Source organism: Georgenia sp. TF02-10 (assembly GCF_022759505.1).
Classification (GTDB): Bacteria; Actinomycetota; Actinomycetes; order Actinomycetales; family Actinomycetaceae; genus TF02-10.
In genome coordinates this window covers 560,202-585,682 of the sequence record NZ_CP094289.1, presented here as the reverse complement: position 1 = coordinate 585,682, position 25,481 = coordinate 560,202, and the positions used below count along the sequence as shown (strand labels likewise).

The following is a 25,481-nucleotide window of genomic DNA, read 5'->3' as shown; positions in this document are numbered from 1 at the left end:
GCTGAGGGGGCCGGCGGGTCTGCCCGCAACGGCCCGCACCAGCCCGGCCCCCCAACGTCGCCCGGCACGCGGGCGGGACCAGCCCGAGCACGCCCGGGCACGCCTCGGCCCGGCGCCTGCCATCATCGGGCCATGACCGCCGACGCCGTCCCGGACCTGCTCGGCCCGCCCTGGATGGCCCGCACGATCCCCCTCGGGGACCGGCGCGACGGCGGCGAGGAGCCGTCCGCGCCTGACGTCGCCACGCTCGTCCACCAGGAGGACGCGGGGTCCGCCCCCCGGGCGGTGCTGTACCTGCCCGGGTTCGTCGACTACTTCTTCCAGGCGGACCACGCGCAGGCGTGGATCGACGCCGGTTTCGACTTCTACGCCCTCGACATGCGCCGGTCGGGCCGGTCCATCAATGGGCACCCGCGCCCCGACGACGTGCGGGACCTGCGCGTGCGGGCGGAGGAGATGGGCAAGGCGCTGGACCTGATCCGCGAGCGCGGGCCGCGGCCGGTCGTCCTCCTCGGCCACTCCACCGGCGGGCTCCAGGCGTTGCTGTGGGCGGCCGACCACCCCGGCACCGTGGACGCCGTCGTCCTGAACTCCCCGTGGCTGGACCTCAACGAGAACTGGTTCCGACGGGTGCCGCTCACCGCCGCCGTGGACCGGGTCGGGCGGTGGCTGCCGAGCCTGCCGGTGGGCGCGATCGGCACGGCGTACGGGCGCCACCTGCACGCCGGCACGGGCGGGGAGTGGGACTACGACCTGACCCTCAAGCCGCACGCGGGCTTCCCGGGGCGCGCCGGGTTCGTGCGCACCGTGCGCCGCGCCCACGCCGAGGTCGCCCGCGGCCTCGGCGTCACCGCGCCGGTCCTGCTCGCCTGCGCGGCCCGGCGCGGGGACAAGCGCCACCCCGGACCGGCGGAGGTGACCAGCACCGACGTCGTCCTCGACCCCGGCCAGATGCTCGCCCGGGCCGGGCAGCTCGGCGAGGACGTCACGGTCCTGCAGGTCCCCGGCGGGATCCACGACCTCGCGCTGTCCCCCGGCCCGGCCCGGGAGCACTACACGCGGTCGGTGATCGGGTGGGCGCTGGAGCGGACGCCGCTGCCGAGCCGGGAGCCGGACGCTCAGGAGCGGGCTCGCTAGACCTCGCCCCGCCCGCTCGCCCGTTGGTGATCCGCGTGGTTCGCCGCCCGGTCAGCCCTCGCGCCGCGTGGACGGCCAGCCCTCCGGTGCCGCTCCCGTGCCGTCGGCCCGGTCGCCGTCGCGCTCGGGGGCGGGCCGGGTAGTGCCGGGGTCGGCCCGACCCTCGTCGGGCCCGCGGGCAGGCCGAGTGGTGCTGCTGTCGGCGGCGCCGTCAGCGTCCCGGACGCCATCGACCGAGCCGGATCCGCTGGCGGTGACGGCGGTAGCGCCCGCTCCGCCGCCACGCCCGGCGGCCTCGTCGGCGGGCCGGCCGCCGTCCTGGTCGACGGCGGCGGTGGTCGCCGGGGTGACGTCGCCGGGCGCCGCGACCGTGCCCGGGCCGGCGTCGGACTCGATGACCCTGCGGCTGTCGGCGGGCACGTCCCAGGTGTTGCGCAGCTCCGTGCCGCGCATGAAGCTCACGGCCACGAGCCCGAGCACCGCCGCCGCGGCAGCGATGGTGAAGACGATGCCGATACCGTCCCCGTACGCCGTCGTGATGATGCCGGCCACCGGCTCGGGCACCTGGCTGAGGTCGAGGGAGGAGGTCGAGGCGTCAATCGCCGAGGTGTCCAGGCCCTGCGCGGCGAGCCGGTCCCGGGCGAGGTCGGTAACCCGCAGGGCGTACAGGGCGCCGAGCACCTGGATGCCGGTCGCGCCGCCGAGGGTGCGGAAGAACGTCACGGTCGACGTCGCCGCGCCGACGTCGCTGACCGGCACGGTGTTCTGCACCGCGAGGACGAGGTTCTGCATCGAGGCGCCGAGGCCGATGCCGGCGACGAAGAGGTAGACACCGATGAGGACCAGGGACGTCGTCGCCCCCACCGTGGCCATTAGCCCGATGCCGACGGCGAGCAGGGCGGAGCCGCCGACGACGTACGGCTTCCACCGCCCGGTCGCGGTGACGAGGCGGCCGGCGAGGGTGGAGGAGATCAGCAGGCCGAGCATGAGGGGCAGGCCCAGCCAGCCGGAGACCGTCGGGCTGTACCCGCGGCCGATCTGGAAGTACTGGCCGAGGAAGACGTTGGCGCCGAACATCACGGTGCCGACGGCGAGGCTCGCGATGATCGCGAGGACGGTGGTGCGCTCGGTGATGATGCTGATCGGCACGACCGGCTCCTCGGCCCGCCGCTCGACGAGGACGAACAGCACCGCCGCGAGGACGACGACGCCGAGCATGACGGCGGTCTGCCACGAGCCCCACGGGAACTCGTGGTCGGCGAAGGAGACCCACACCAGCAGGACGGTCGCCGCGATCGAGATGAGCGCCGCGCCGAGCCAGTCGACCTTCGCGCCCGGGCGCCCGCCGGCGGGGACCTTCAGGTTGCGCCAGGTGACGTACATGGCGAAGACCATGAACGGGACGGCGCTCCAGTAGCACCAGCGCCAGCCCAGCCACGGGACGTCGACGATGATGCCGCCGAGGAGCGGGCCGGACACGGTGGCGACGGCGATGACCGCGCCCATGTAGCCGTTGTACCGGCCGCGCTGCCGCGGCGGGATGATCGTGGCGATGATGATCTGCACGAGGACCTGGAGCGCGCCCATGCCCAGTCCCTGCAGGACCCGGACGCCGATGAGCATCGCGGCCGACGTCGCCGCCCCGGACAGCAGGCTGCCGAGGGTGAAGAGGCCCATCGCGAAGAGGAGGAGCTTCTTCTTGTCGGTCAGGTCGGCGAGCTTCCCGGCGATCGGCGTCACGGCCGTCGAGGCGAGGATGGCGGCGGTGATGATCCAGGTGTACTGCTGCTGGGTGCCGCCGATCTCGGCGACGATCACCGGCAGGGCGTTGCCGACGATGGTGTTGGCGACCATCGCGACGAAGAGCGTGAGCAGCAGCCCGGTGAGGACCTTGAGGATCTGCTGGTGCTCGGCGTCGGCCGCCCGCGCCTGCTCCGGGCTCATGCCGGCGTAGACGCGCTTGCTGGTCAGGTCGCGCTCGCGCTTCACGCGGTCACCTCCGCCGGGCGCCGGTGCGCCTGCTCGGTCGCGGTGTTGAGCCGTTCGAGCGCGGCGCCGACCTCGTCGATCTCCTCGACGGTCCAGTCACTGAGCGTCGCCGAGATCGCCTCCCCGTGCAAGCCGTGGACCCGCTCGGCGAGCGCCCGGCCGGCGTCGCTGACCGAGACGAGGCTGGCGCGGCGGTCCTCCGGGTCCGGGCGCCGCACCAGCAGCCCGGCGTTCTCCAGATAGCTGATCTGACGGCTGATCACGGAGGGGTCGACGAGCATCTGCTCGGCGAGGTCGGCCACCCGCATCTCCCCCACCCGGGCGGTCTTCAGGAGGACGCCGACCTGGGCCGGCTGGAGCCCGACCTGGTGGGCGACCTCGGCGGAGATGATCCGGCTGCGGCGGCCGATGAGGGACACCTGCTCGACCACCCGTGCGGAGGCACGCATGTGCTCGGCGGACAGTTCTGGCATACGGGCAATCGTAGGTTACGTGCAGCACGCATGTAATCTTCGGCGGCTGTCTTCTCGGTCACGGCGCCAGGGACGAAGGTCCCGACGACGACGGCGGCGGGCCGGGCAGCGGCCGGGCACCATGTCGTCGGGCCGGGCCGGGCACCACGTCGTCGGGTCGGGCCGGGCACCACGTCGTCGGGCCCGGCCGCACACCGATGTCACTCGACCCCGGCCCGGGTCTCAGTCCTGGTCGTCGTCGTCCCGACCGTCGTCGCCGTCGCTCGCCCGGATCCGGACGGAGCGGACGCCGTCGACCTCCCCGATGGCCGGCACCAGGTCGCGCAGCGGCGGCCGGCCGCGGAACCGGATGTCCATCACCACCATGGCGCCCTCCCCGGCCGGCTCCCGGCTGGTCCCGATGACCGAGGCGGTGAAACCCATCGCGGTGGCCGTCTCGAGCACCTGCCGCAGGATGCCGTGCCCGTCGGGGTAGGCGACGCGCAGCACCCGGTTGCGGTCCGCGGTGGGGATGCGGCGCACGAGCGGCGCGAGCGCGACGAGGGTGAACAGGTGCAGGGCGGTCAGCGCCACGGCGAGGGCCACCATGCCGGAACCGGCGGCCATGCCGACGGCGGCCGAGACCCAGATGGTCGCCGCCGTCGTCAGGCCGCGGACGACGTCACGGCGGGTGAAGATCACCCCGGCGCCGAGGAAGCCGATCCCGGTGACGATCTGCGCCGCGATCCGCGACGGGTCCAGCACCACGTCCTCGCCGAGCACGGCGGTGAAGCCGAAGGCGGAGACCAGCGTGAACGCGGCGGACCCGGTGCCCACCAGCACGTGCGTGCGGAAGCCCGCCGCCTTCTGGCGCACCTGCCGCTCGATCCCGATGAGGGCGGACAGCACGAACGCGACCAGGAGCAGGGACAGCTCGGTCAGCATCGTGTCGGTGACGAACGGTGGCACCGGACAGACCCTACGCGGCCCGCGGGCGGCGGGACCGGCCCGTTGCAGGGGGTGCCTGCCCGGCCGGCGCCGTGGTCGCGGATCCGCCGGGCCGGCGCCGCCTACAGTGTGCCCATGGCCCTCGCCCCCGTCGTCGCGCCCGGGCCCGAGCTCACCGCCGAGCAGGTGCACCGGTACTCGCGCCACCTCCTCCTGGACCAGCTCGGCCGGGAGGGGCAGCGCCGCCTGCTCGCCGCCCGCGTCCTCGTCCTGGGCGCCGGCGGCCTCGGCTCCCCCGCCCTGCTCTACCTCGCCGCGGCCGGCGTCGGGCACCTGGGCATCGTCGACGACGACGTGGTGGACCCCTCCAACCTGCAGCGGCAGGTCATCCACACCATGGCCGACGTCGGCCGGCCCAAGGTGGACTCCGCCGCCGAGCGCGTCGCGGCCCTCAACCCGGACGTGGCGGTGACCCGCCACCGGCTGCGGCTGGACGCGGCCAACGCCCACGAGCTTCTCGCCGGCTACGACGTCGTCCTGGACGGCACCGACAACTTCCCCACCCGCTACCTGGTCAGCGACGTGTGCGCCGAGCTCGGCATCCCGCTGGTGTGGGCCTCGATCCTGCGGTTCGACGCCCAGGTCGCGGTGTTCTGGTCCCGGCCCCGGGCCGCCGACGACGGCGACGGCGACGGCGACGGGGACGACGAGGGCGACCGCGGCAGGAACGGCGACCGCGAGCCCGACGCCGTCCCTGCCGCCGTGACCCTGCGCGACCTCTTCCCCACCCCGCCGCCGCCCGGCAGCACGCCCTCGTGCGGGCAGGCCGGGGTGCTCGGGGCGATGTGCGGGCAGGTCGGCGCGGTCATGGCCGCCGAGGCGGTCAAGTTCATCACCGGCACCGGGGACCCGCTCCTGGGCCGCGTCCTCGTCCTGGACGTCCTCGCCGCCCGCTCGCGCGAGCTGCCGCTGCGGCCGCGCGCCGGTGCCCGGCCGCCCCGGACCCCCGCCGAGCTCGGGTACGACCCCACCGGCAGCCCGCCCGGCAGCGTCGCGGCGCGGTGCGCGGTGCCCGTCGGCCCCTCGACCGGCGCGGGGGCCGGGCCGGCCGGAGGCTCCGGTGATGCGGGGGCCGCCGAGCCCGTCGGCATGCGGACAGCGGGCCCGGCCGCCGCGGCCGCCGCGGGCGCCGCCGGTACCGACGACGCCCTGCCCGCCGTCACCGCCAGCACCCTCGCCCGGCGGCTCACCGCCCGGACGGCCGGCACCGACGACTTCGTCCTGCTCGACGTCCGCGAGCCGGCCGAGCGGACCATCGTCGCCATCCCCGGGTCGGTCACCATCCCCCTCGGCGAGGTGCTCGCCGACCCCGAGGCCGCCGTCCACCGGCTCGGGCTCGACCGCCCCGCCGGTGGCCCCCGCGACCTCCTCGTGCACTGCCGGAGCGGGCAGCGCTCGGCCCAGGCGGTCCGGGCGCTCGCCGGCGCCGGCGCCCATGCCGTGAACGTCACCGGCGGCGTCCTCGCCTGGGCGGCCGACGTCGACCCCACCCTGCCCACCTACTGACCGGCCCGAGCACGAGCGGAGCCCGAGGATCAGCCATGAGCGGAGCCGGATGATCACCGTCGAGGAGCACCTGGCGCGGGTGCTGGCCGCCGTCGCCCCGCTCCCGCCGCGGCCGGTGCCGCTGGCCGAGGCCCTCGGCACCGTCCTCGCCGAGGACGTCCCCGCCGCCCTGGCCGTGCCGCCGTTCGACAACTCGGCGATGGACGGGTACGCCGTCCGGGCGGGCGACGTCGCCGGTGCCACCCCCGACGCGCCGGTGCACCTGCGGGTGGTGGGCGACCTGCCGGCCGGCGCCGCCGCCCGCGACCCGGTGGCCCCCGGGACGGCGATCCGGATCATGACCGGTGCGCCGGTGCCGGCGGGGGCGGACGCCGTCGTGCCGGTCGAGCAGACCGACCAGCCGGCCGGGCCCGGACCGGGGACAACGCTGCCGACGGTCGTGCAGGTCCGGGCGGCCGTCGCGGCGGGCGCTCACCTGCGCCGCGCCGGGGAGGACGTCCGCCCCGGCGACCCGGTCCTCGCCGCCGGCACGGCGCTCCGGGCGCGTGACCTCTCCGCGGCCGCCGCCACCGGCCACGGCCACCTGCCGGTGCACCCCCGGGTCCGGGTGGGGGTGCTCGCCACCGGCGCCGAGCTGCGCCCGCCCGGCGCGCCGCTCGGCCCCGGGCAGATCCCGGACTCCAACTCCACCCTGGTCACGGGCCTGGTCGCCGCGGCCGGCGCCGAGCCGGTCCCGCTCGGCGCCGTGGCGGACGAGCCCGACGCGCTGCGCGTCGCCCTGGCCGCCGGCCTGGACGCCGTCGACGCCGTGGTGACCACCGGCGGGGTGAGTGCCGGCGCCTACGACGTCGTCAAGGAGGTCCTCGGCCCGCTCGGGGAGGTCACCTTCACCGCCGTCGCGATGCAGCCGGGCAAGCCGCAGGGCTTCGGCGTGCTGCGCCGCGGCCACGGCGGTGCGGTGCCGGTCTTCTGCCTGCCCGGCAACCCGGTGAGCGTCTTCGTCAGCTTCCTGGTCTTCGCCGCGCCGGCGCTGCGGGTGCTCGCCGGGCACGCCGCCGCCGGCCCGGCCACCGCCACCGGCCCGGCCACCGCCGCCGGCCCGGCGACCGCTGCCGGCCCAGATGCGTCTGGCACCGCGACCACGGTGCCCGGCGTCGCCGAGGTCGGCTGGCGCTGCCCGCCCGGCCGGCGCCAGTACCTGCCCGTCGTCCTCGGCGGGCGCACCGCCGACGGTGCGGTGCTGGTCCGCCCGGCCGCGGCCGGCGGCTCCGGCTCGCACCTGGTCGCCTCCCTGGCCCGGGCGGACGCGCTCGCCGTCGTCGGGGCCGAGGTGGAGCAGGTGCCGGCCGGCGCGCCGGTGCAGGTCATGATGGTCCCGTGAACGAGCTGTGCCTGACCCACCTGGACGACGCCGGGCACGCCCGGATGGTCGACGTCACCGCCAAGCAGCCCACCGTGCGGCAGGCCGTGGCCACCGGGGAGGTGCGCTGCTCCCCGCAGGTGCTGGCCGCCCTGCGCGCGGGCACCGTGCCCAAGGGTGACGTGCTCGCCGTCGCGCGGGTCGCCGGCATCGCCGCCGCCAAGCGCACCCCCGAGCTCTTGCCGCTGGCGCACACGATCGGGATCCACGGCGCGGCGGTGGACCTCGAGCTCGCCGACGACCGCGTGCTGATCACCGCCACCGTCCGGACCGCCGACCGCACCGGGGTGGAGATGGAGGCGCTGACCGCGGTGTCGGTGGCGGCGCTGGCCGTGGTGGACATGGTCAAGGGGGTGGACCGGTCCGCGGAGATCACCGGGGTGAAGGTGGTGGCCAAGTCCGGCGGCCGCTCCGGGGACTGGCGGCGGCCGGACGCCTGATGGCCGGGCCAGGACCCGCGGACGCCGCTGGTTTCGACGCCGTCGTGCTGGCCGGCGGCACCGGCCGCCGGCTCGACGGCGCCAGCAAGCCGGACCTGCGGCTGGCCGGCCGGCGCCTGCTCGACCACGTCCTCGCCGGGACCGCCGGCGCCCGCCGGGTCGTCGTCGTCGCCCCCGCCGAGGTGGCCGTGCCGGACGGGGTGGCCCGCACCCTGGAGAACCCCCCGCTCGGCGGGCCGGTGGCCGGGGTCGCCGCCGGGCTCGCGGTCCTGAACGACGGCGCCCCCGCGCCGCTCGTGCTCGTGCTGTCCTGCGACGTGCCGCGGGCGGCGACGGCGGTGCCCCGGCTGCTCGCGGCGGCCCACGCCGACCGCGACGTCGACGGCGCGTGCCTCCTTGACCCGGCCGGCGTGCCGCAGTGGCTCACCGCTGCCTACCGGCGCACGGCACTGGTGGGGCGGCTCGCCGGGCAGCCGCGGGGCGGGCGGGGGGTCCCGGTCCGGGCGCTGGTCGCCGGGCTGCGGCTGGCCGGGGTGCCGGCGGTCGCGGCCGAGGCCACCGACGTGGACACCTGGTCAGACCTGGCCGCGCTGGCCGATCTTTCAGCCAGCGGTCCGCCGGCCGGTGCCCCACCTGCCGGTGGCCGGGAGGCTGGCGGTCGGCCGGCCGGTGGCCCGGGCGAAGGATCGAGGTAGCAGGTTCCGCGATCGGCGGGGGCGGTCAGCGGCTCGAGGAGTCGATCAGGCCCTGGAGAGCGGCGCGGGTGCTGAGCATGCCCGCGATCCGCTGGTCGTGCTCGTTCAGGTGCTCGACGAGCGTCGGCACTGCACAGGGCTCGATCCGGCCGGGCTCGTAGATGCAGTCGATGAGCTCGCCGATCACGCGGGTCGGTAGCCCCGCCTCCAGGAGGGAGCGGATGTAGCGGACCTGCTCGGCGGCGGCGGGGTGAAAGAGCCGCTGACCGGTGGGGGAACGCTCGGCGGCGAGCAGGCCCTGGTTGTCGTAGTAGCGCAGGAGCCGCGCGCTCACCCCGGTCAGGGCGGCGAGCTCACCGACGCGCAGCAGCCGATCCGTGCCGCTTGCTCTTGACACTGGTGTCAGCTCCTACGTTCCAGGCATGGCAGTCTCGATCACTCACCTCAACGGTAGGCCCGCCAGCACCGAGGACCTCGCCCCGCTGGCGTTCGCCGGCTTCGCCCACTTCACCGCGATGCAGGTCCGGGACCGGGCGGTCCGCGGCCTCGACCTGCACCTGGCCCGGCTGCGCAGCGCCAGCCACGAGCTCTTCGGAGCGCACCTACCCGAGGAACGGCTCCGGGAGCACCTCCTCGCCGCGCTCTCGGCGGCTCCGGCTGACGTCTCGCTCACCTGCTTCATCACCTCGCGCCCGGGGGAATTCGTGGCCCCCGACGGCGGAGCGGAGCTCGACGTCCTGGTCAAGGTCACCGATCCGGCCGATCCTCCCCTCGGTCCGCTGTCGCTCGACCTCGTCGAGCACGAGCGCCACCTACCGACCGTCAAGCACGTCGGTGAGGTGTCGAAGACGCTCTACCTGCGCCGGGCCCACGCCCGCGGGTTCGACGACGCCGCCTTCGTCGACCGCAGCGGTCGGTTGAGCGAGGCAACGATCTGGAACCTGGCCTTCTGGGACGGCAACTCGGTCATCTGGCCCAAGGCCGCGGTGCTGCCCGGAGTGACCATGCAGATCCTCAGCCGGCGCCTGCACGCCCTCGGGGTCGCGCAGCGGACCCGGCCGGTCCGGCCCGAGGACCTCACCGAGCGGCTCGCCGCGGTGGTGCTGAACTCCTGGACTCCGGCCGTCCCGGTCGCTCGCATCGGTGAGCACCGGTTGGGCGACGGCAGTGAGATCGTCCGACTCCTCCATCGGGCCTACGAGACCGAGCCGATCATGCGCGTCCAGGCTCTCTCGACGAGCTGACCGACGCCCCTGCGCTGCCCTGGGAACACCGTCACGCTCCGGCCCGGTCGCGACGCCGGGGCGCGCTCGGTGCGTCGCGACCCAGGCAGCCTCGGTGGGTGCACAGCTCCGGCAGCACCTCGCTCGGTGCGCAACCCCCGGCAGCCCTCAGTGCGCGCCGCCGGCGAGCTGGTCGAGCACGTGCGGCACGAGCGGGCCGAGCACGGCGACGGCGTCCCGGACCCCGCCCGGCGAGCCGGGGGCGTTGACCACGAGCGCCTCGCCGTCGCGCCCCTCGGCGATGCCGGCCAGGCCGCGGGAGAGGACCGCCGCGGGGAGGTCGGCGGCGCCCCGGGCCCGGACCGCCTCGGCCAGCCCGGGCAGCTCCCGCACCAGCAGCGGCGCGGTGGCCTCGGGCGTGCGGTCGCGCGGCCCGACGCCGGTCCCGCCGGTGGTCAGCACCACCCGGGCGCCGCCGTCGAGCGCCGCCCGCACCGCCCGTCGCACGCTGGCTACGCCGTCGGGGACGATCACGACGTCGGCCCGTACCCCGGCGTCGGCGAGCAGGGCGGCGGCGAGGGGACCGGACCGGTCCACCGCCTCCCCGCGGGCGCACCGGTCCGAGACGGTGATGACGGCGCCGGGCACGGGGCGGGGCCCGCCGGGCGCCGGGCCGGGGCCGCCGGACACCGCGCCGGGCCCGGCGGTCTCCGTGCCGATCGCGCCGGACCCGCCGGACGACGGGCCGGGCCCACCGCCGGCGCCCGACGGGCCACCCACCCCGCCACCCCAGTCCTGGTCCGTCACGGAGCTGACGGTAGCGCGGGCCGGGCGAGGCGGCAGCGGCCGCGGCGGCTCGGACGGCCGATTACCCGGACGCGCGCGCCGGCTCGTTGCCGGCGCCGAGCGGCCCGCCCGCCGCCCCGTCCCGCCCCAGCCGCGAACCCTCGACGTCGACGGCGGGCAGCACCCGGTCGAGCCACCGCGGCAGGTACCAGGCCCGCTCCCCGAGCAGGCTGAGCACGGCCGGGGTCAGGGTCATCCGGACGAGGAACGCGTCAATGAGCACGCCGATCGCCAGGCCGAACCCGATGGGCCGGATCATGGTCAGCTCGGCGAAGACGAACCCGCCGAAGACCGAGACCATGATGATGGCCGCGGCCGTGACCACCCGGGCGTTGAGGTTGAAGCCCTCCAGGACGGCGGCCCGGGCGGGCGAGCCGTGCACGTGCGCCTCCCGCACCGCCGAGACGAGGAAGACCTGGTAGTCCATCGCCAGCCCGAACAGCACGCCGATGAGCAGGATCGGCAGGAAGCTGAGCACCGGCCCCGGCTCGTGGACGCTGAACAGCCAGCCGAGCTCGCCCCACTGGTAGACCGCGACGACGGCCCCGAACGCCGCCGCGACCGACAGCAGGAACCCGGCGGTGGCGAGCAGCGGCACGAGCAGGGACCGGAAGACGAGGAGGAGCAGGACGAGGGAGAGCCCGACGACGACGAGCAGGTAGACCGGCAGGGCGTCGCCGAGCCGCTCGGAGATGTCGATGTTCGCCACCGTCTGCCCGGTGAACCCGAGCTCGGCGTCGTGCTCGGCGCCGATCTGCGGCGCCGCCTCGTCGAGCGCGTGGACGAGGTCCACGGTGGACTCCTCGGCGGGGCCGTCCTCGGGGACGATCTGGAACGCGAGCGTCGAGCGGTCCTCGCTCACCCCGGCCGGGACCACGGTGAGCGCGCCGGGCACCTCCGCGAGGGCCTCGGCGAGGTCGGCCTGGGCGGCGAGCTGGTCCGTCTCGCCCTCGGCGATCGGCTCGTCGAGGGTGGCGACGGCGATCAGCGGGCCGTTCATCCCGGCGCCGAAGTGCTCGCGGGTGAGGTCGTAGGTGCGGTAGGCCGTGGAGCCCGCCGGCTCGGAGGAGCCGTCGGGCAGGCCGAGGCGCAGGTCCGTGGCCGGGTAGGCCATGACCGCCCCGACGGCGACGACGCCCAGGATCGAGAGCACCGGATGGCGCTGGGCGAGCCCGGCCCAGCCACCGCGACGGGCGACGCGCGCGCCGTCGGCGGCGTGGGCGCCGTCGTGAGCGTGCGCGCCATCGGGAGCGTGCTCGGCGGGGGCCTGCGCGCCCTCCGTGGCGTTCGCACGGTCACGCACGGCGCGGCGGCCGCGCCGCCCGAGCACCCGCTCCCCGAGCAGGGAGAGGACGGCCGGGGTGAGCGTGAGCGCGACGAGGACGGCGATCAGGACGGTGGCCGCCGCCGCGAGCCCCATGACGGCGAGGAACGGGATGCCGGTGACCACCAGCGCCGCGAGCGCGATGATCACGGTCAGCCCGGCGAAGGTGACGGCGTTGCCGGAGGTGCCGGTCGCCAGCGCGATGGAGTCGGTCGTCGCCATGCCGCCGCGCAGCTGGGTCCGGTGCCGGTTGATCAGGAAGAGCGAGTAGTCGATGCCGACGGCGAGGCCGAGCATCAGCGCGAGTGCCGGCGTCGTGCTGTTCATCTCGATGGTGCCGCTGAGCGCCATCGCGCCGCCGACGCCGACGGCCACCCCGACCAGCGCCATCACCATCGGCATCCCGGCGGCGAGCAGCCCGCCGAGCATGACGAGCAGCACGACGGCGGCCACGACCAGGCCGAGAACCTCACCGGGGCCGATGATGCTGGAGATGTCCCGGACGATCTCCTGGCTGTAGTCGACGTCGACGCCGCTGTCGGGCAGGTCGGCGCCGATCTCCTGCAGCTCCTCCCCCACCGCGGGGTCGAGGTCGACGGCCTCGCCGACGAACCGCACCTGGGCGAGCGCGACGGTGCCGTCCTCGGAGACGAACCGGGTGTCCTCGGTGAGCTCGGCGAGCCGCCCGCCGACCTCGAGCTGCCGCTGCCCGTCGGCCAGCTCGGTCTCGGCGGCCGCGAGGTCCTCGGCGTTCGCGTCGAGCTCGGCCTGCCCGGCGTCGAGCTGGGCCTGGCCGGCGGCGAGCTGCTGCTCGGCCTGGGCGAGCGCCTGCGGCGGCATCGCGGCCCGGCCCGCCTCGAGCTGGGCGGCCTGGGCCTGGAGCTGCTCGCGGGCGGCGTCGAGCTCGGCCTGGCCGGCCTCGAGCTGGCTGCGGCCCTCCTCGAGCTGGGCCCGGCCGGACTCCAGCTCGGCCCGGCCGGACTCGAGCTGGGCGGCCTGGTCGGCCAGCTGCTGCTGGGCGGCGAACGGGTCGACGACGTCGGCGACGCCCTCGACCTGCTTCCACTCTTCCTCGGTGGCGGCGACGGCGGCCTTCTCCTCGGCGGTGAAGCCGTCGTCGCTGGAGAAGACGACGGTGCCGGTCGCCCCGGCCGCGTCCGGGATCTCCTGCTTGAGGTCCTCCAGGACCTGCTCGAACCTGCTGCCGGGGATGGTGAACTCGCTGGTGAGCGGCTTCGACAGGCTGAGCGCCGCGCCGGTGACGGCGGCGATGACCAGGAGCCAGGCGACGACGGAGCGCCAGGGGTGGCGGGCGCACGAGCGCCCGAGCCGGTACAGGAACGAAGCCATGGTCGTCCTCTCGGTGACGGGCACGGTGCCCGTCGGGTCGGTTTCGTGGAGCTGGTGCGGGGCGGTGCGAGGTGATGGTGCGCCGTGCTGGGGCGGGGTGCGCGCGGCTGGCGTTCCTCGCGGGCGCGGGCTCGTGCGGCGCGCGCCGTCGGCCCCGGCCGGGCTCAGGCGCTGCTGGGCCTGGCCTCGGTCCAGGCCGACCTGGCGTGGGCCAGGCCGGTGAGCAGGAGCTGGTTGAACCGGGCAGCGGCGGCTTCGTCCACCGGCCCGCCCGTCTCGTCCAGCCACTGGTCCTGGACCACCGAGAAGATGCTCATCACGGTCGAGGCGAGCGTGCCGGTGCGCAGGGGGTCGTCGGCGCCGAGGCGCTCGGCGAGCAGCCCCGCCAGCCAGCCCTGGTGGTGCGCCCACACACGGTCGGCGAGCGGGCTCACCCCCTGCCGGGCCCGCTCCGCCGAGCCGATGGTGTGAATCCACGCCAGGGCGTCGGGGTCGAGCGGGCGCTGCCGCAGGGCGGCGACGATCGCGTCGAGCGGCTGCTCGGCGGCAGGCCGGGACCGGAACACGGCACCGATCTCGTCCAGCGACGGGGAGATGACCCCGGCGAGGGCGTCGTCGAGGCTGCTGAAGTAGTTGAAGAAGGTGCGCCGGGAGACCCCGGCGCGTTCGGCGACCGCCTCGGCGGTGACGCCGGCCAGGCCCGTCGCGGCCACCTGCGCCCGGAGGGCCTCGAGGAGGTCAGCGCGGGTCCGGGCCTTGTTCTGCTCCCGCCGGCCGGTCGTCATGCTCACCCGAAGACGGTAGGACCAAACCTGCACTCGGTGCATGTTTTGGCCAGTGTGAGGTCCGGCACGTGCCGGCCTGGGCGGGCCGGTCGCGATCGCCTGGACCAGGACCACCCACGGCGAGCCCGGGTGGGCCGGTCGCGGTCGCCTCGACCACGATCACCCGCCGGCATCACCGCTACCACGATCGCCTCCGGAGGCCATCTCGTGCCGATCTCGCACGTTTTCGCCTCCGGGAGCCTGTTGCTAAATAGGCTCGAGCGGTCGGACAGCCACAACATGTAGGGCCTGAACGCCTCCTCAGGCCCACATCTTGTGGTGCTCGTTAAGAGCATCCCCAAAAAGCAACAGGCTCCCGGAGGCGATCGTGGTCGTGGGGCCGGCGGCCCTGGACCAGGTGGACGTCCGCGCGCTGCCGTTCCTGGTCGATGGCGTCCTGGTCGACGGCGTCCTGGACGACGGCGTCCTGGTCGCGGCGTCCTGTGGCGCTGAGCGAAGGCGTCCCGGCGCTGCTGCCGCTGCCGCCCGGCGCGCCCGGTCAGCCCTTGGCGGCCGGTCAGCCCTTGACGGCGCCGAGCGCGAGACCGGACTGGAAGTAGCGCTGCAGGAAGAGGAAGCCGACGACGAGCGGGAGCACCGCGAAGAGGGAGCCGACCAGGACGATGTCGGTCAGGTCCACCGCCCGGTAGCTCTGCCAGGTGTAGAGGCCGAGCGTGACCGGGAAGAGGTCGGCGGAGTTGAGCATGACCAGCGGCAGGAGGAAGTTGTTCCAGGTCGCGACGAAGACGAACAGGCCGATCGTCACCATCGCCGGCTTCAGCAGCCGCAGCACGATGGTGAAGAAGATCCGCACCTCCCCCGCCCCGTCCATCCGGGCCGCCTCGAGGATCTCGTCGGGGACGGAGGCCTCGACGTAGATCCGCCCGAGGAAGACCCCGAACGGGGACACGCAGGAGGGGATGATGACCGCCAGCGGGGTGTTCGCCAGCCCGATCGCGTTGAAGACGAAGTACATCGGGATCGTCAGCAGCGCCGCGGGGATGAGCAGCCCGGCGAGGATGGTCACCGAGACGACGTTCTTCCCGGGGAAGGTGTGCTTGGCCAGGGCGTACCCGGCGGCGAGGGAGATGACCACCCCGATGACGGCGGCCGTCGTGGAGTACAGGACGGAGTTGCCGATCCAGCGCAGGTACAGCCCCTGGTCGTAGCCCATGGCCCGCTGCAGGTTCTCCAGCAGCGCGAAGCCCTCGCCGAACCAGGCCCCGTTGGTCGTGTACAGCTCGGGCCGGGTCTTGGTCGCGGAGACGACCAGCCACCACACTGGGAAGAGGAAGTACACCGCGGCGGCGGTGAGCACGATGGTGGTCAGCGCCCGGGTGCTCGGCGGAGCGCCGGTGGCCGATCGGCGGGTGCGGCGCCGGGCGGCGGGGGCGCGGCGGGCCGCCGGCCGGGCCAGCTGGGCGGCGGGGGGCAGGTCGTGGCTCACGGTGGCCATCTCAGCTCGTCCTCCGGCTGACGACGGTGTAGGCCCAGGCGAGGACCCCGGCGACGGCGGCCATCACGATGGAGACGGTGGCGGCGGCGCCGCTGTTGGCGGCCGGCCCGAAGGCCTGGTCGTAGGCCATCATCATGGGCGTGTACTGCGAGTCGATGAACGCCGCGGAGCGCCGCATCACGGTCGGCTCGTTGAACAGCTGGATCGTGCCGATGATCGAGAGCAGGACGGCGAGCATCGTCGCGCCGCGGAGCATCGGCACCTTGATCGCCCGGACGATCCGCCACTCCGACGCCCCGTCCATCCGCGCCGCCTCGTAGAGCTCGCGCGGGACGGCCTGGAGCGCGGCGAGGAAGATGAGCATGTTGTAGCCGGTGAAGGTCCAGGTGGTGATGTTCGCCATCGAGCCCAGCACCGTGCCGGGGGCCAGCAGGTTCACGTCGAGGCCGACGGCGTGGAGCGCCTGGACGATCGGGCTCAGGTTGGGCTGGTAGAGGTAGGTCCAGACCATCGCGGCGATGACCCCGGGGATCGCGTAGGGCAGGAAGTACGCGAGCCGGTAGAAGGTCACGTGCCGGGCGGCCACGGAGTCCAGCAGCAGCGCCAGGGCGAGGGCGGCCAGGATCATGATCGGGATCTGCACGGCCGCGTAGCCGACCACCCGGCCCATGCCCAGCCACAGCTGGGAGCTGGTGAGCACGTCGACGTAGTTGCTCAGGCCGACGAACACCGTCTCCGGCGCCGCCAGGCCGAGGGAGGAGCGCCTGGTGGAGAAGAAGCTGTTGTAGACCGAGACCACGATGGGGATCAGGAACACCAGCGTGAACAGGAGCCCGAAGGGCAGCAGGAACAGCCACCCGGTACGCGCCTCGCTGCGCCGGCGCGCACCGGCCCGGGGTCGCGTCGGTGCCGTGGGCAGGGCCATGGGTCCTCCTCGCTCGGGCTGCGCAGGCCCCGGCATGGGTGGGCCGGGACCTGCGCGACGGGGTCAGTCGGCGACCGAGATGCCGGCCTGCTCCAGGGACTGCACCGAGCTCGCCTGGGCGTCGGCGACGATCTCGGGCAGCGTCGGGCCGCCGGTGAGCATCTGCCCGGCGCCGTCCTGGATCGCGGTGAGCGTCACGCCGGTGGTGGGCGAGAAGCTCCAGTCCGGGTTGACCGCCTCGTTGGCGGCGGCGAACTCGTCGTAGATCTCCTGCCCGCCGTAGAACTCCACGAGCGTCTCCGGCGTGGCGAAGCCCTCCGCCGGCGGCTCGGTCGCCGGGAAGAGGCCCAGCGGCATGAGGCCCTCGACGTTGGTGTTCAGCCAGTCGGCGAAGGCGACGGCGGCCTCGGGCTGCTCGCAGCCGTTGAGGACCGCGACGATGGAGCCGCCGTCCTCCCCGACCAGCGGCTTGCCGGTGTCCCACATCGGGATCTGCGCGACGGCCCACTTGCCGGCGGTGTCCGGCGCCGACCCGGCGATGAGCGGCGCCTCCCAGGAGGCGCCGACGGTGGCGACGAGGGTGCCGTCGGCCAGCGCCTGGTCGAAGCTCGGGTCCCACCGCGGGGTGGTGGCGACGAGGTCCTCGTCGATCAGGCCCTGCCAGTACTCGGCGACCTCCTGGGTCGGTGCGGAGTCGATGTCGACCCGCCAGCTGTCGCCGTCGATCCCCCACCACTGGGCGCCGTTGGCGCTGGACAGCGCCATGAACCACATGGCCTCGTCCGGCAGGAAGGAGGCGAGGCGCGCCTCGGGGTTGTGCTCCTTGACCGTCTGGGCGGCGGCCCGGAAGTCGTCCCAGGTCTTGGGCACGTCGATGCCGTACTCCTCGAACAGGTCAGCGCGGTAGTACAGCACCAGCGGGCCGGTGTCCTGCGGGATGCCGTAGGTGGCGCCGTCGAAGGTGGCCCGGCTCCAGGCGTAGGGCAGGTAGTTCTCCTCGTACTGGCTGGCCTGCTCGGTGACGTCGAGCAGCTGGCCGGTGGAGAGCAGGTCCGGCACCCGGTCCACGCCCACCTGGGCCAGGCACGGGGCGTTGCCGGCCTCGACGGCGGTGGCGATCTTGGGGTAGCTGTCCGCGGCGGCGCCCTGCAAGGCGGTGGCCTTGACCTGGACGTCCGGGTTGTCCTCGTTCCACTCGGCGACGAGGTCGTCGACGCTCTTCGCGCCCTCGACCGAGGGCAGCCGGTGCCAGTACTCGATCGAGACCGGGCCGCCGTCGGAACCGGAGCCGGAGCCGCCGTCGTTGCCGTTGCCCGCGGACGCGCCGCCGGAAGCGCCGCAGGCCCCGAGCGTCAGCGCCGTGGCGGTGAGCGCACCGAGCACCAGGGCCCGGCGCCGGGAGGTGGGGGTGGTGGTCCTCATGGTGCCTCTCTCCATCGAGCATCCGGTTGATCGGTGCTGAGCGATTGATGTACGTACCGCTTAACTTCAAGCGTAGGGATGGGCCGGAGCCGTGTCAACGCCGCCGCGGGGCCGGCGGGCCCGGCTGACCGGCCCGGGCCGGCAGGCGCACGGGCGGCCCAGCCCGGTGGCAGAGCCGCCCAGCCCGGTGGCAGAGCCCGCCCCCGTCAGCCGGGTCGGCAGAGCGCAGGGGCGGGCCCTGCCTGGTGGCAGGACCCGCCCCTGGCGGTGGCTGACGGTGAGGTCACCCCCGCGGCTGTCGGTGACTCACGGTGGGGTCAGCCCTGCGGCGCCGCCGCGCTGCAGCTGAGCCGGGCGTCCGCCCAGTCGCCGTGGTCGTTGCCGTTGCCGTCGCCGGCGTCGGTCACGACGAGGTCGAGGTACCGGGTGCCGGTGACGTCTGCCTCGAGCCGGTGGGTGGCGGAGTCCGGCCGCATGACCGGGGACTCGGCGAGGGTGGCGCCGTCGCCGAGGACCTTGAAGACCACCGACCCGCGGCTCTTCTGGACGTCGTCGATGCCGACGTCGGCCGTGAAGGTCGTGCACGTCTCGGCCAGGTACACCCGGACCCGGGAGGGGGCGTGGGTGCCCAGGCCCTTGGCGTAGACCTGCCCGTTGAGGGTGATCGGCCGCCCGTCGCCCGCGGCCTGCTCGCCGTTGGAGCGGTCGCGCTCCACCGGGCCCCAGCCGTTCTCGGCGCTGACGAGCTCCAGGTCCGAGACGTAGGCGTCACCGGTCGGCGGGGGCGGGAGCACCCGCACCGTCGTGGTGGCGCTGGCGGTCCGCGGGCCGTCGGCGCTCTGGTAGGTCGCCGTCGCGGTCAGCGGGTAGTCCTGCTGCGGGGCGTCCGCGGGCGGGGTGACCGTCCAGGTGGTGCGCAGGCTGGCGCCGGGGGCGAGGCTGGCGGCGGTGCTGGCGCTGGCCGGCTCGGCCGTCCAGCCTTCCGGCACGTCGAGGGTGACGGCGACGTCGGTGACGTCCGCCGCCTCGTCGCTGACCAGCGTGGTGGTCACCGCGTTCGGGAAGCCCTGCTCGAGCGCGTCCTGGGCGGGCTCGACGCCCAGGCTCGCGCAGGCCGGGACGGACTCGGCCGGCCCGAGGTCGACGACCCGGAGGTTGTCCACGACCAGGTCGTTGTCCTTGGGGTTGCCGGTCAGCTTGTTCAGGCCGACCCAGTAGTCCCCGCACCCGCCGGCGACGAACTCCTCGCTGAAGGCCGCCGTCGTGCGCTGCTGCCCGATCGGCGTCGCGTTCACGCGGACCGAGCGCGGCTCGCCGGTGGCGACGGTGTCGTAGCCGGTGACCCACTCGTAGTACCCGGCGTGCGCGGCCTGGTAGTCGAAGCTCACCCGGTAGCGGTGGCCGGGCTGGAACGCCACCGACTGCGGCGCCGTGCGGTACACCAGGCCGGTGTTCTCCTGGTGGGACTTCAGCGACCACTGCCCGTCCAGGACGTCGTCGATCAGCTTCCCGTTCCAGCCGGCCTGGGTGTAGGGGGCGTTGCGGGACGCCAGGTGCGTGCGCGGGTCGGTGATGCCGCCGGCGTCGCCCTTGACGAAGGGCCACCAGCCCTGGTCGACGGACTCGAAGTCCTCGAACAGGATCGTGCCGTCGACCGGGTCGGGGTCGGCGGCCCGGGTGAAGGGCACGACCCGGAGGTCGTCCACCCGCACCGGTGCCTCGCCGTCGCCGGCGGAGACCGACAGGGTCACCTTCCCGTTACTGCGGGCCGGGATGTCGTAGACCACCCGCACCCGCTGGAAGTAGGTGTCGTTCTTCTCGTCCGCCGCGACGTAGTTCCGCGCGGTGGAGGCGTCGACGGTCACCGACTCGTCGATGCCGCGGCCCTGGATCCGCAGCGTGGTGGGCCGCTCCTGGCCCGGCGCGATCTCGATCCAGGCGCTGGCGGCGTAGGTGCCGGGGGCGGCCTTGCCGAGCTCCTGCCGGATGCTCGACGGGCCGGCGCCGAGGACGGCGACGTGCTGGCCGCGCTCGTTCGTCTCCAGCGAGACGTCCCCTCGGGGGCGGTAGGCGTCGAGGTTCCCGGCGTTGAATCCCGGGTCGACGACGAGGGTGCCCTCGCCCCAGTCGGGCTTGGCGGGCTGGGGGTTGCTGCGGTGCGGGTAGAGCACGTAGGCCTGGTCCGGCTCGGCGGTCAGGGTCACCGTGCCGTCGACGACGTCGACCATGCCCGCGGGCACCCGGCCGGTGTCGGTGAGCCGGAACAGGCGCAGCTTCTTCTGCTTGGCGAAGTCGTCCGTCAGCGTCCAGGTCGTCCGTCCGCCGTCGGCGTTGTAGTGGTAGAGCTTCTGGGTGTCCCGGCCGCGCTTGCTGCCGTCGTCGGCGGACCAGGGCAGTAGGTAGGCGTCGCCGTCCAGGACGACGTCGTCGCCCACCGTGAACTGGCGGCTGGCGGCGTCGGTGCCGGTGGCGGTGACGTCGCCGGTGAAGTCGATCTGCCCGTCGGCCCAGCGCACGATGTCCTGGTGCTGGAGGAACTTCACCGGCAGGTTGTTGGACCAGACGTTGCGCAGGAACGCGGTGTAGTCGGTGTGCCCGGTCCAGCCCTCGAACTCCACGATCTGGGCGTAGCCGAGCAGCGGGTGCGGGTTCCAGGTGTCCTTGTGGGCGTTGTCGATGAACCTGATGATCTGGGAGTTCAGGCCCTTGTTGGTGCTGCCGCCGTAGTTCTCGTCGTTCGCCCAGTGGCTCCACAGGCTGTAGCGCTCGAACCGGTCGGACCACTCGGTGCCGATCGTCCAGCCCTGCTCGCCGAGCTCGCGGGCGAGGCGGTCGGCCTGCCAGCCGTAGTTGTAGTAGACGTCGAGGTAGAGGAAGTCCAGGTTCTCGTGGGTCTCCTCGCGCAGCTGGGCGAAGCGGCGGGTGATGTTGTGGGTGCCCAGGTCCTCGCGCTGGTCCAGGTAGTAGGACTGGTTCAGCCAGTTCCAGCCCGGCGCCTTGGGGTCGAAGGGCACCTCGCCGAAGGTCTTGGCCTCGGGGTAGACCTCGGTGGCGTTGACGTGGACGCCGAAGGAGGCGTTCCACCGCTCCCCCGCCGCCAGCAGGGTGTTGAGGTCCTCCAGCCCGCCGGCGCGCTCGTTGTAGTTGCCGCCGTAGTCCGGGTGGGCGGAGTCGTGCCCCTCCGCGCCGTAGCCCTTGAGCAGGGCGCGCTGGCCAAGGCCGTCGGTGGCGAGGGAGATGCGCTTGACGTCGTCGAGGGTGCGCAGGAACGGGTGGGTGGCCTGGGAGGCGAAGTTGAACGGGATGTGCGTGACGACGGTGTCCGGGACCTCGTCCTCGCCGGGCACCGCGACGGCGATGTCCCGGTAGGCGATGGCCCCGTCCTGCCAGTTCACGGTGCCGTCGCCGTTGGCGTCCGGGGTGATGGCGACCCTGGCGACGGGCAGCGGCTCGACGTCCTCGACGGCGGCCGCGGTGGAACGGTAGGTCCACCGGCCGCTCCAGACGCCCATCCGCACGTCCTCGCCGTCGGCCCGGGCCTGGCGCTGCCAGCGGTTGTTGTCCTTCTGCGCCGGGCCGTTGGCCTCGTCGTAGACGCTGTTGGTCTCCAGGCCCGCGGCGAGGGCGTCGGTGCTGACGATGACGTAGGCCGACCCCTGGGCCGGCCCCGCCGCGGTCTGGGCGGTGACCGGGGTGATGGTGTCCCCGCTGCCGCCGCGGTCCGTGCCCACCCGGGCGGCGGCGACGGTGGCGCCCGGCTGGTCGGAGGCGACCGAGACCAGGTCGTGGCCGGGGATGTCCAGGGTGTGCACCCGGTGCGCCTCGGTGTCGCGGATCGCGGTGACCTCGAACGCCGCGACCGCCTCGGCCACGCTGAGCCGGGCGTCGATCTCCACCCCCGGCAGGCCCGGGAAGGTCAGCGTGTAGCTGGCCGCCGACGCGGTTGGCTCGTGCGCGGTGACCTCCACCGGGTGGGCGGTGCCGTCGATGACGACGGCGGTCAGCGGCTCCGCCCGGCCGTCCAGGGTGGCACCGGTGCCCAGGTGCGTGTACCGCACGACCTGGGGGAAGGCGTCCGAGACGGTCACCGCGAGCGCGTCGGAGCGCAGGACGATCTCACCCGGCCCGGCTGTGGGCGGGGCGACGGCGGCCGGGGCGGTCGTGGTGGCGGGGGCGCCCGCCGCGGGCGCCGGGGCCACGGTGGGGGCCGCCGGGCCCGCGGTGGGGGTGGCCGCGGGGCCCGGCGGGGCAGGGGTGGCGGCCGCGCCGGCCGCGAGGGCCGTGGCCACCCCGCCGACCAGCGGGAGCGCCAGCGCCGCCGCGACGGCGAACGCTCGTTGCTTCCAGAGGATGCGCACTACTGACTCCTTCGTCGCCGATTGATGCGAGAGCAAGCACAGCCCATCGCAGAGACCGACGGGATGTCAAGACGTGATTGGGCAGTGGTACTAACGAGCAGTATCGCTCAGTGGCCCAGTCCGCACCCTGCCCGGCATGGCACCTGGCACGAGCACGTCCGCACGACGCGGGCACGACCGGCCAGCCTTGGGCATGAGGAGATACGGCGCATCGGTCGTCGCGCCGCTGACCCGGGGGGCAGGGTCGGGCCTCCCTGACCGGGGCAGGGTCGGGCCTGGCTGACCGGGCGGCAGGGTCAGGCCTGGCTGATCGGGGGCCGGGTCAGACCGGGCAGGCCTGGAGCAGGGTCAGACCGGGCAGTCCGGGTACCCACGACCCTGCCCTGTTCGCCACGGCGGGCGGGGGTCACGCCCGGCCGGCCGCGGCGCTCGGCGCGCCCCCGCCCGCCGCGACCGGCTCCGTCCGGGCGTACCAGCGCAGCAGCCGCTCGACCTCCCGGCCGATCTCGGCGTTGCCGGTGCCGAACCATGTGCGGGTGTCCACCAGGTCCGGGTGCTCGGTCAGGTAGCCGCGGACCGCCGTCGTGAACAGCTTGTTCAGGTGGGTGGAGACGTTGATCTTGGTCATCCCGGCGTCGATGGCGGCCCGCATGCCCGCGTCGCTGACCCCGGAGGAGCCGTGCAGGACCAGGGGCACGTCCACCGCCGCGGCGATGGCGGCGATCAGGTCGGTGTCCAGGCGGGCGCCCCGGGTGGTCATGGCGTGCGAGGAGCCGACGGCCACGGCGAGGAGGTCGACGCCGGTGTCCCGGACGAACCGGGCGGCGGCGGCGGGGTCGGTGCGCGCGGACGGGTCGTGCACCCCGTTCTTGCCCCCGACCTCGCCGAGCTCGGCCTCCACGCTCACCCCGGCGGCGTGCGCCTGGGCGACGACCTCGGCGGTGGTGGCCCGGTTGGCCTCGTCGGCCAGCCGGGAGCCGTCGTACATGACGGAGGTGAAACCCAGGGCGATCGCCTCGCGGACGAGCGCGACGTCCTCGGCGTGGTCCAGGTGGACGACCACCGGGACCTCGGCGGCCCGGGCCACCGCGAGCACCCCCGTCCCGATCGGGGCGAGCGCGCCGTGGTAGGCCACGGCGTTCTGGCTCACCTGCAGCACCACGGGCCGCCCGGCCCGCTCGGCGGCCGCGGCGAAGACCTCGGCGTGGTCGAGGTGGACGACGTTGAAGGCGCCCAGGCCGGTCCGCTCGGCGGCGCAGGCGCCGGCCAGGTCGCGCAGGTCAGCGAGCATCGAGCTCCTCCACGGTGATGGCGGCGCGCATGCGCCGGTAGGCGGTCAGGTCCACCGCGCCGGCCACCGGGGCGAGCACCGCGGCCCCGGAGAGCGCGACGGCGTCGGGGAGGTGGGCGGGCAGGCCGGTGGCGAGCGGCTCGTCGGCGTGCAGGGCCAGGGCCAGCGCGGCGACGGCCGCGTCCCCGGCGCCGGTCGGGTTCCCGCTGAGCACCTCGGCGGGCCGGGCCCGCCAGGCCGGGCGGGCGGCGCCGTCGGCCACGACCGCGACCAGGCCCGCGGCCCCGCAGGAGACCACCACCGCCCCGGCGCCCCGGTCGATCAGGGCGCGGGCGCCGGTGACGGGGTCGACGGCGCCGGTGGCCTCGGCCAGCTCGTGCTCGTTGGGCTTGAGCAGGTCCGCACCGGCGTCGGCGGCCGCGAGCAGCCCGGCGCCGGAGGTGTCCACCAGGGTCCGGGCGCCGCGCCCCGCCGCCGCGGCCAGCAGGGTGGGGAGGGCCTGGTCCGGCGCACCCGGCGGGGTCGAGCCGGAGACGACGACGACGTCCCCCGCGCCCACGCTGGTGGTGAGCAGGGCGGCGAGGTCGGCCCAGGCGCCGGGGTCGAGGCGCGGCCCGGGCTCGTTGAGCAGGGTGGCGCCGGCGGCGTCGACGAGGGTGGTGGTGCGCCGGGTGCGCTGCGGGACGTCCAGCCAGCGCTGGGTCACGCCGCTGCCGTCGAGCAGGCGGCGCAGCAGGACGCCGGTGTCCCCGCCGAGGAAGCCGGTGGCGGTCACCGGGTGGCCGAGCTGGGCGAGGACGCGCGCCACGTTGACGCCCTTGCCCCCGGCGGCCTCGGTGACGGAGGTGACCCGGTTGACCTCGCCCAGGCGGACCGCGGGGAGGGTGTAGGTGACGTCGACGGCGGGGTTCGGGGTGAGGGTCAGGATCACGGCCGCTCCTGGTCGCCCGGGTCCGTCGCGTCGAGCGCGAGCGCCGCGGCACCCAGGCTCCCCGCCCAGGGTCCGAGCGCGGCCGGGACGACCTCCGGCACGGGGGTGACGACGAGGAGCTCGGCGAGCCGGGCGCGCAGCGGGGCCAGCAGGTCCTCCCCGGCGCCGGCGAGCCCGCCGCCGACGACGACCCGGACCGGTCCGAGCAGGGAGACGGCGCCGGCCAGCACGGTGCCGAGCGCCGTGACGCCCTGCTCGAGGACCGCCGCGGCGGCCTGGTCGCCGCGGCGGAGCTGGTCGAACAGCCCGCGCCCGTCGGCGCCGACCCCGCCGGTCCGGGCGGCGTACCGGCGGCCGAGCGCGGCCGCCGAGGCCACCTGCTCGAGGACGACCGGCGCCCCGCCGTCGGGGTCCGGCACGAGCACCTGCCCGATCTCCCCGGCGTAGCCGGTGCCCCACGGCCGCCCACCGAGCACCAGGGCGGCGGCGATGCCGGTGCCGATGGGGACGAAGAGCATGTCCGGCGCGCCGGCGCCCCAGCGGGACTCGGCCAGCGCGCCGGCCCGCACGTCGTGCCCGAGGACGACGTCGGTGCCCAGCGCGCCGGCGAGGAGGTCGCGCACCGGGACGTCGCGCCAGCCAAGGTTGCGGGCGAGGACGACGGTGCCGGCCCGCTCGTCGACGACGCCGGGCACGGCGACGCCGACCGGCAGCCCGGGGTCGTGCGCGCGCAGGTCCGCGACCTGCTGCGCCACCGTCCGGACGAGGTCCTCGACCCGGTGCGGCGTCGGCACGGTGCGCTGCTCGGACAGGCGGCCGGTGGCGTCGGCGATGCAGACCTTGATGGCCGTGCCGCCGACGTCGACGCCGATCGCGCGGGGCAC

General features: G+C 75.0%; 20 protein-coding genes. 6 read left to right on the top strand and 14 right to left on the bottom strand.

Going from position 1 to position 25,481, the window contains the following annotated elements; translation table 11 throughout:
• Nucleotides 1–132: 132 nt before the first annotated feature.
• Entirely contained in the window at nt 133–1,137 is a 1,005-nt protein-coding gene (locus MF406_RS02610; protein WP_242896467.1) for an alpha/beta hydrolase, read from the top strand.
• Nucleotides 1,138–1,188: 51 nt separating this feature from the next.
• On the opposite strand, the gene MF406_RS02605 is transcribed toward MF406_RS02610, so the two are convergent.
• The 3 genes from MF406_RS02605 to MF406_RS02595 all read right to left on the bottom strand — a co-directional run bounded on the left by MF406_RS02605 (nt 1,189) and on the right by MF406_RS02595 (nt 4,523).
• Nucleotides 1,189–3,126 carry an MDR family MFS transporter gene (locus tag MF406_RS02605; protein WP_242896466.1) on the bottom strand — a complete coding sequence of 646 codons (1,938 nt, stop codon included), beginning with the start codon at nt 3,124–3,126 and terminating at the stop codon, nt 1,189–1,191.
• Nucleotides 3,123–3,599, bottom strand: a complete 477-nt coding sequence (locus tag MF406_RS02600; protein WP_242896465.1) for a MarR family winged helix-turn-helix transcriptional regulator — start codon at nt 3,597–3,599, stop codon at nt 3,123–3,125. The genes MF406_RS02605 and MF406_RS02600 overlap by 4 nt, the downstream gene beginning before the upstream one ends.
• A 222-nt stretch (nt 3,600–3,821) precedes the next feature.
• Nucleotides 3,822–4,523 (bottom strand): MgtC/SapB family protein, encoded by a 702-nt coding sequence (locus MF406_RS02595; RefSeq protein ID WP_242897662.1) that lies wholly within the window; start codon nt 4,521–4,523, stop codon nt 3,822–3,824.
• Nucleotides 4,524–4,661: 138 nt separating this feature from the next.
• Here MF406_RS02595 and MF406_RS02590 point away from each other — a divergent pair, with 138 nt between their 5' ends.
• From MF406_RS02590 to MF406_RS02575, 4 genes are read left to right on the top strand one after another with little or no spacing between them, the layout of a single operon-like run.
• A complete protein-coding gene (locus MF406_RS02590; protein ID WP_242896464.1) occupies nt 4,662–6,092 on the top strand; it encodes a ThiF family adenylyltransferase in 1,431 nt (476 codons plus the stop codon).
• 49 nt (nt 6,093–6,141) lie between these two features.
• Nucleotides 6,142–7,473, top strand: coding sequence for a gephyrin-like molybdotransferase Glp (gene glp, locus MF406_RS02585; protein ID WP_242896463.1), 1,332 nt, complete (start codon nt 6,142–6,144; stop codon nt 7,471–7,473).
• 5 nt (nt 7,474–7,478) lie between these two features.
• Nucleotides 7,479–7,952: a cyclic pyranopterin monophosphate synthase MoaC gene (gene moaC / locus MF406_RS02580; RefSeq protein WP_242897661.1), complete on the top strand. Its 474-nt coding sequence runs from the start codon at nt 7,479–7,481 to the stop codon at nt 7,950–7,952.
• Nucleotides 7,952–8,647: a molybdenum cofactor guanylyltransferase gene (locus MF406_RS02575; protein WP_242896462.1), complete on the top strand. Its 696-nt coding sequence runs from the start codon at nt 7,952–7,954 to the stop codon at nt 8,645–8,647. Before moaC ends, MF406_RS02575 begins: the two co-directional genes overlap by 1 nt.
• Before the next feature lie 25 nt (nt 8,648–8,672).
• On the opposite strand, the gene MF406_RS02570 is transcribed toward MF406_RS02575, so the two are convergent.
• The gene (locus tag MF406_RS02570) at nt 8,673–9,044 is read right to left on the bottom strand and encodes a MerR family transcriptional regulator (protein WP_242896461.1); all 372 of its coding nucleotides are present in this window, start codon (nt 9,042–9,044) and stop codon (nt 8,673–8,675) included.
• A gap of 25 nt (nt 9,045–9,069) precedes the next feature.
• Here MF406_RS02570 and MF406_RS02565 point away from each other — a divergent pair, with 25 nt between their 5' ends.
• On the top strand, nt 9,070–9,891 hold the full coding sequence (locus MF406_RS02565) for an aminotransferase class IV family protein (protein WP_242896460.1): 822 nt from the start codon (nt 9,070–9,072) through the stop codon (nt 9,889–9,891).
• Nucleotides 9,892–10,038: 147 nt separating this feature from the next.
• Here MF406_RS02565 and MF406_RS02560 read toward each other — a convergent pair whose 3' ends face one another.
• From MF406_RS02560 to MF406_RS02515, 10 genes are all read right to left on the bottom strand, one after another.
• On the bottom strand, nt 10,039–10,677 hold the full coding sequence (locus MF406_RS02560; RefSeq protein WP_371744579.1) for a molybdenum cofactor biosynthesis protein B: 639 nt from the start codon (nt 10,675–10,677) through the stop codon (nt 10,039–10,041).
• A 61-nt stretch (nt 10,678–10,738) separates the two neighbouring features.
• Complete coding sequence (locus MF406_RS02555) at nt 10,739–13,390, bottom strand: MMPL family transporter (protein WP_242896459.1); 2,652 nt, start codon at nt 13,388–13,390, stop codon at nt 10,739–10,741.
• 164 nt (nt 13,391–13,554) lie between these two features.
• Complete coding sequence (locus MF406_RS02550) at nt 13,555–14,175, bottom strand: TetR/AcrR family transcriptional regulator (protein WP_242897659.1); 621 nt, start codon at nt 14,173–14,175, stop codon at nt 13,555–13,557.
• A gap of 556 nt (nt 14,176–14,731) precedes the next feature.
• Nucleotides 14,732–15,670, bottom strand: coding sequence for a carbohydrate ABC transporter permease (locus tag MF406_RS02545; protein ID WP_242896458.1), 939 nt, complete (start codon nt 15,668–15,670; stop codon nt 14,732–14,734).
• 1 nt (nt 15,671) lies between these two features.
• Nucleotides 15,672–16,595 carry a carbohydrate ABC transporter permease gene (locus MF406_RS02540; protein WP_242896457.1) on the bottom strand — a complete coding sequence of 308 codons (924 nt, stop codon included), beginning with the start codon at nt 16,593–16,595 and terminating at the stop codon, nt 15,672–15,674.
• Nucleotides 16,596–16,658: 63 nt separating this feature from the next.
• Nucleotides 16,659–18,017 carry an ABC transporter substrate-binding protein gene (locus MF406_RS02535; RefSeq protein WP_242896456.1) on the bottom strand — a complete coding sequence of 453 codons (1,359 nt, stop codon included), beginning with the start codon at nt 18,015–18,017 and terminating at the stop codon, nt 16,659–16,661.
• A gap of 317 nt (nt 18,018–18,334) precedes the next feature.
• The gene (locus MF406_RS02530) at nt 18,335–22,375 is read right to left on the bottom strand and encodes an endo-alpha-N-acetylgalactosaminidase family protein (RefSeq protein WP_242896455.1); all 4,041 of its coding nucleotides are present in this window, start codon (nt 22,373–22,375) and stop codon (nt 18,335–18,337) included.
• A 406-nt stretch (nt 22,376–22,781) separates the two neighbouring features.
• Nucleotides 22,782–23,666 (bottom strand): class II fructose-bisphosphate aldolase, encoded by an 885-nt coding sequence (locus MF406_RS02525; protein ID WP_242896454.1) that lies wholly within the window; start codon nt 23,664–23,666, stop codon nt 22,782–22,784.
• Nucleotides 23,656–24,597: a 1-phosphofructokinase family hexose kinase gene (locus tag MF406_RS02520; protein WP_242896453.1), complete on the bottom strand. Its 942-nt coding sequence runs from the start codon at nt 24,595–24,597 to the stop codon at nt 23,656–23,658. The genes MF406_RS02525 and MF406_RS02520 overlap by 11 nt, the downstream gene beginning before the upstream one ends.
• Nucleotides 24,594–25,481, bottom strand: coding sequence for an ROK family protein (locus MF406_RS02515; protein WP_242896452.1), 888 nt, complete (start codon nt 25,479–25,481; stop codon nt 24,594–24,596). Before MF406_RS02515 ends, MF406_RS02520 begins: the two co-directional genes overlap by 4 nt.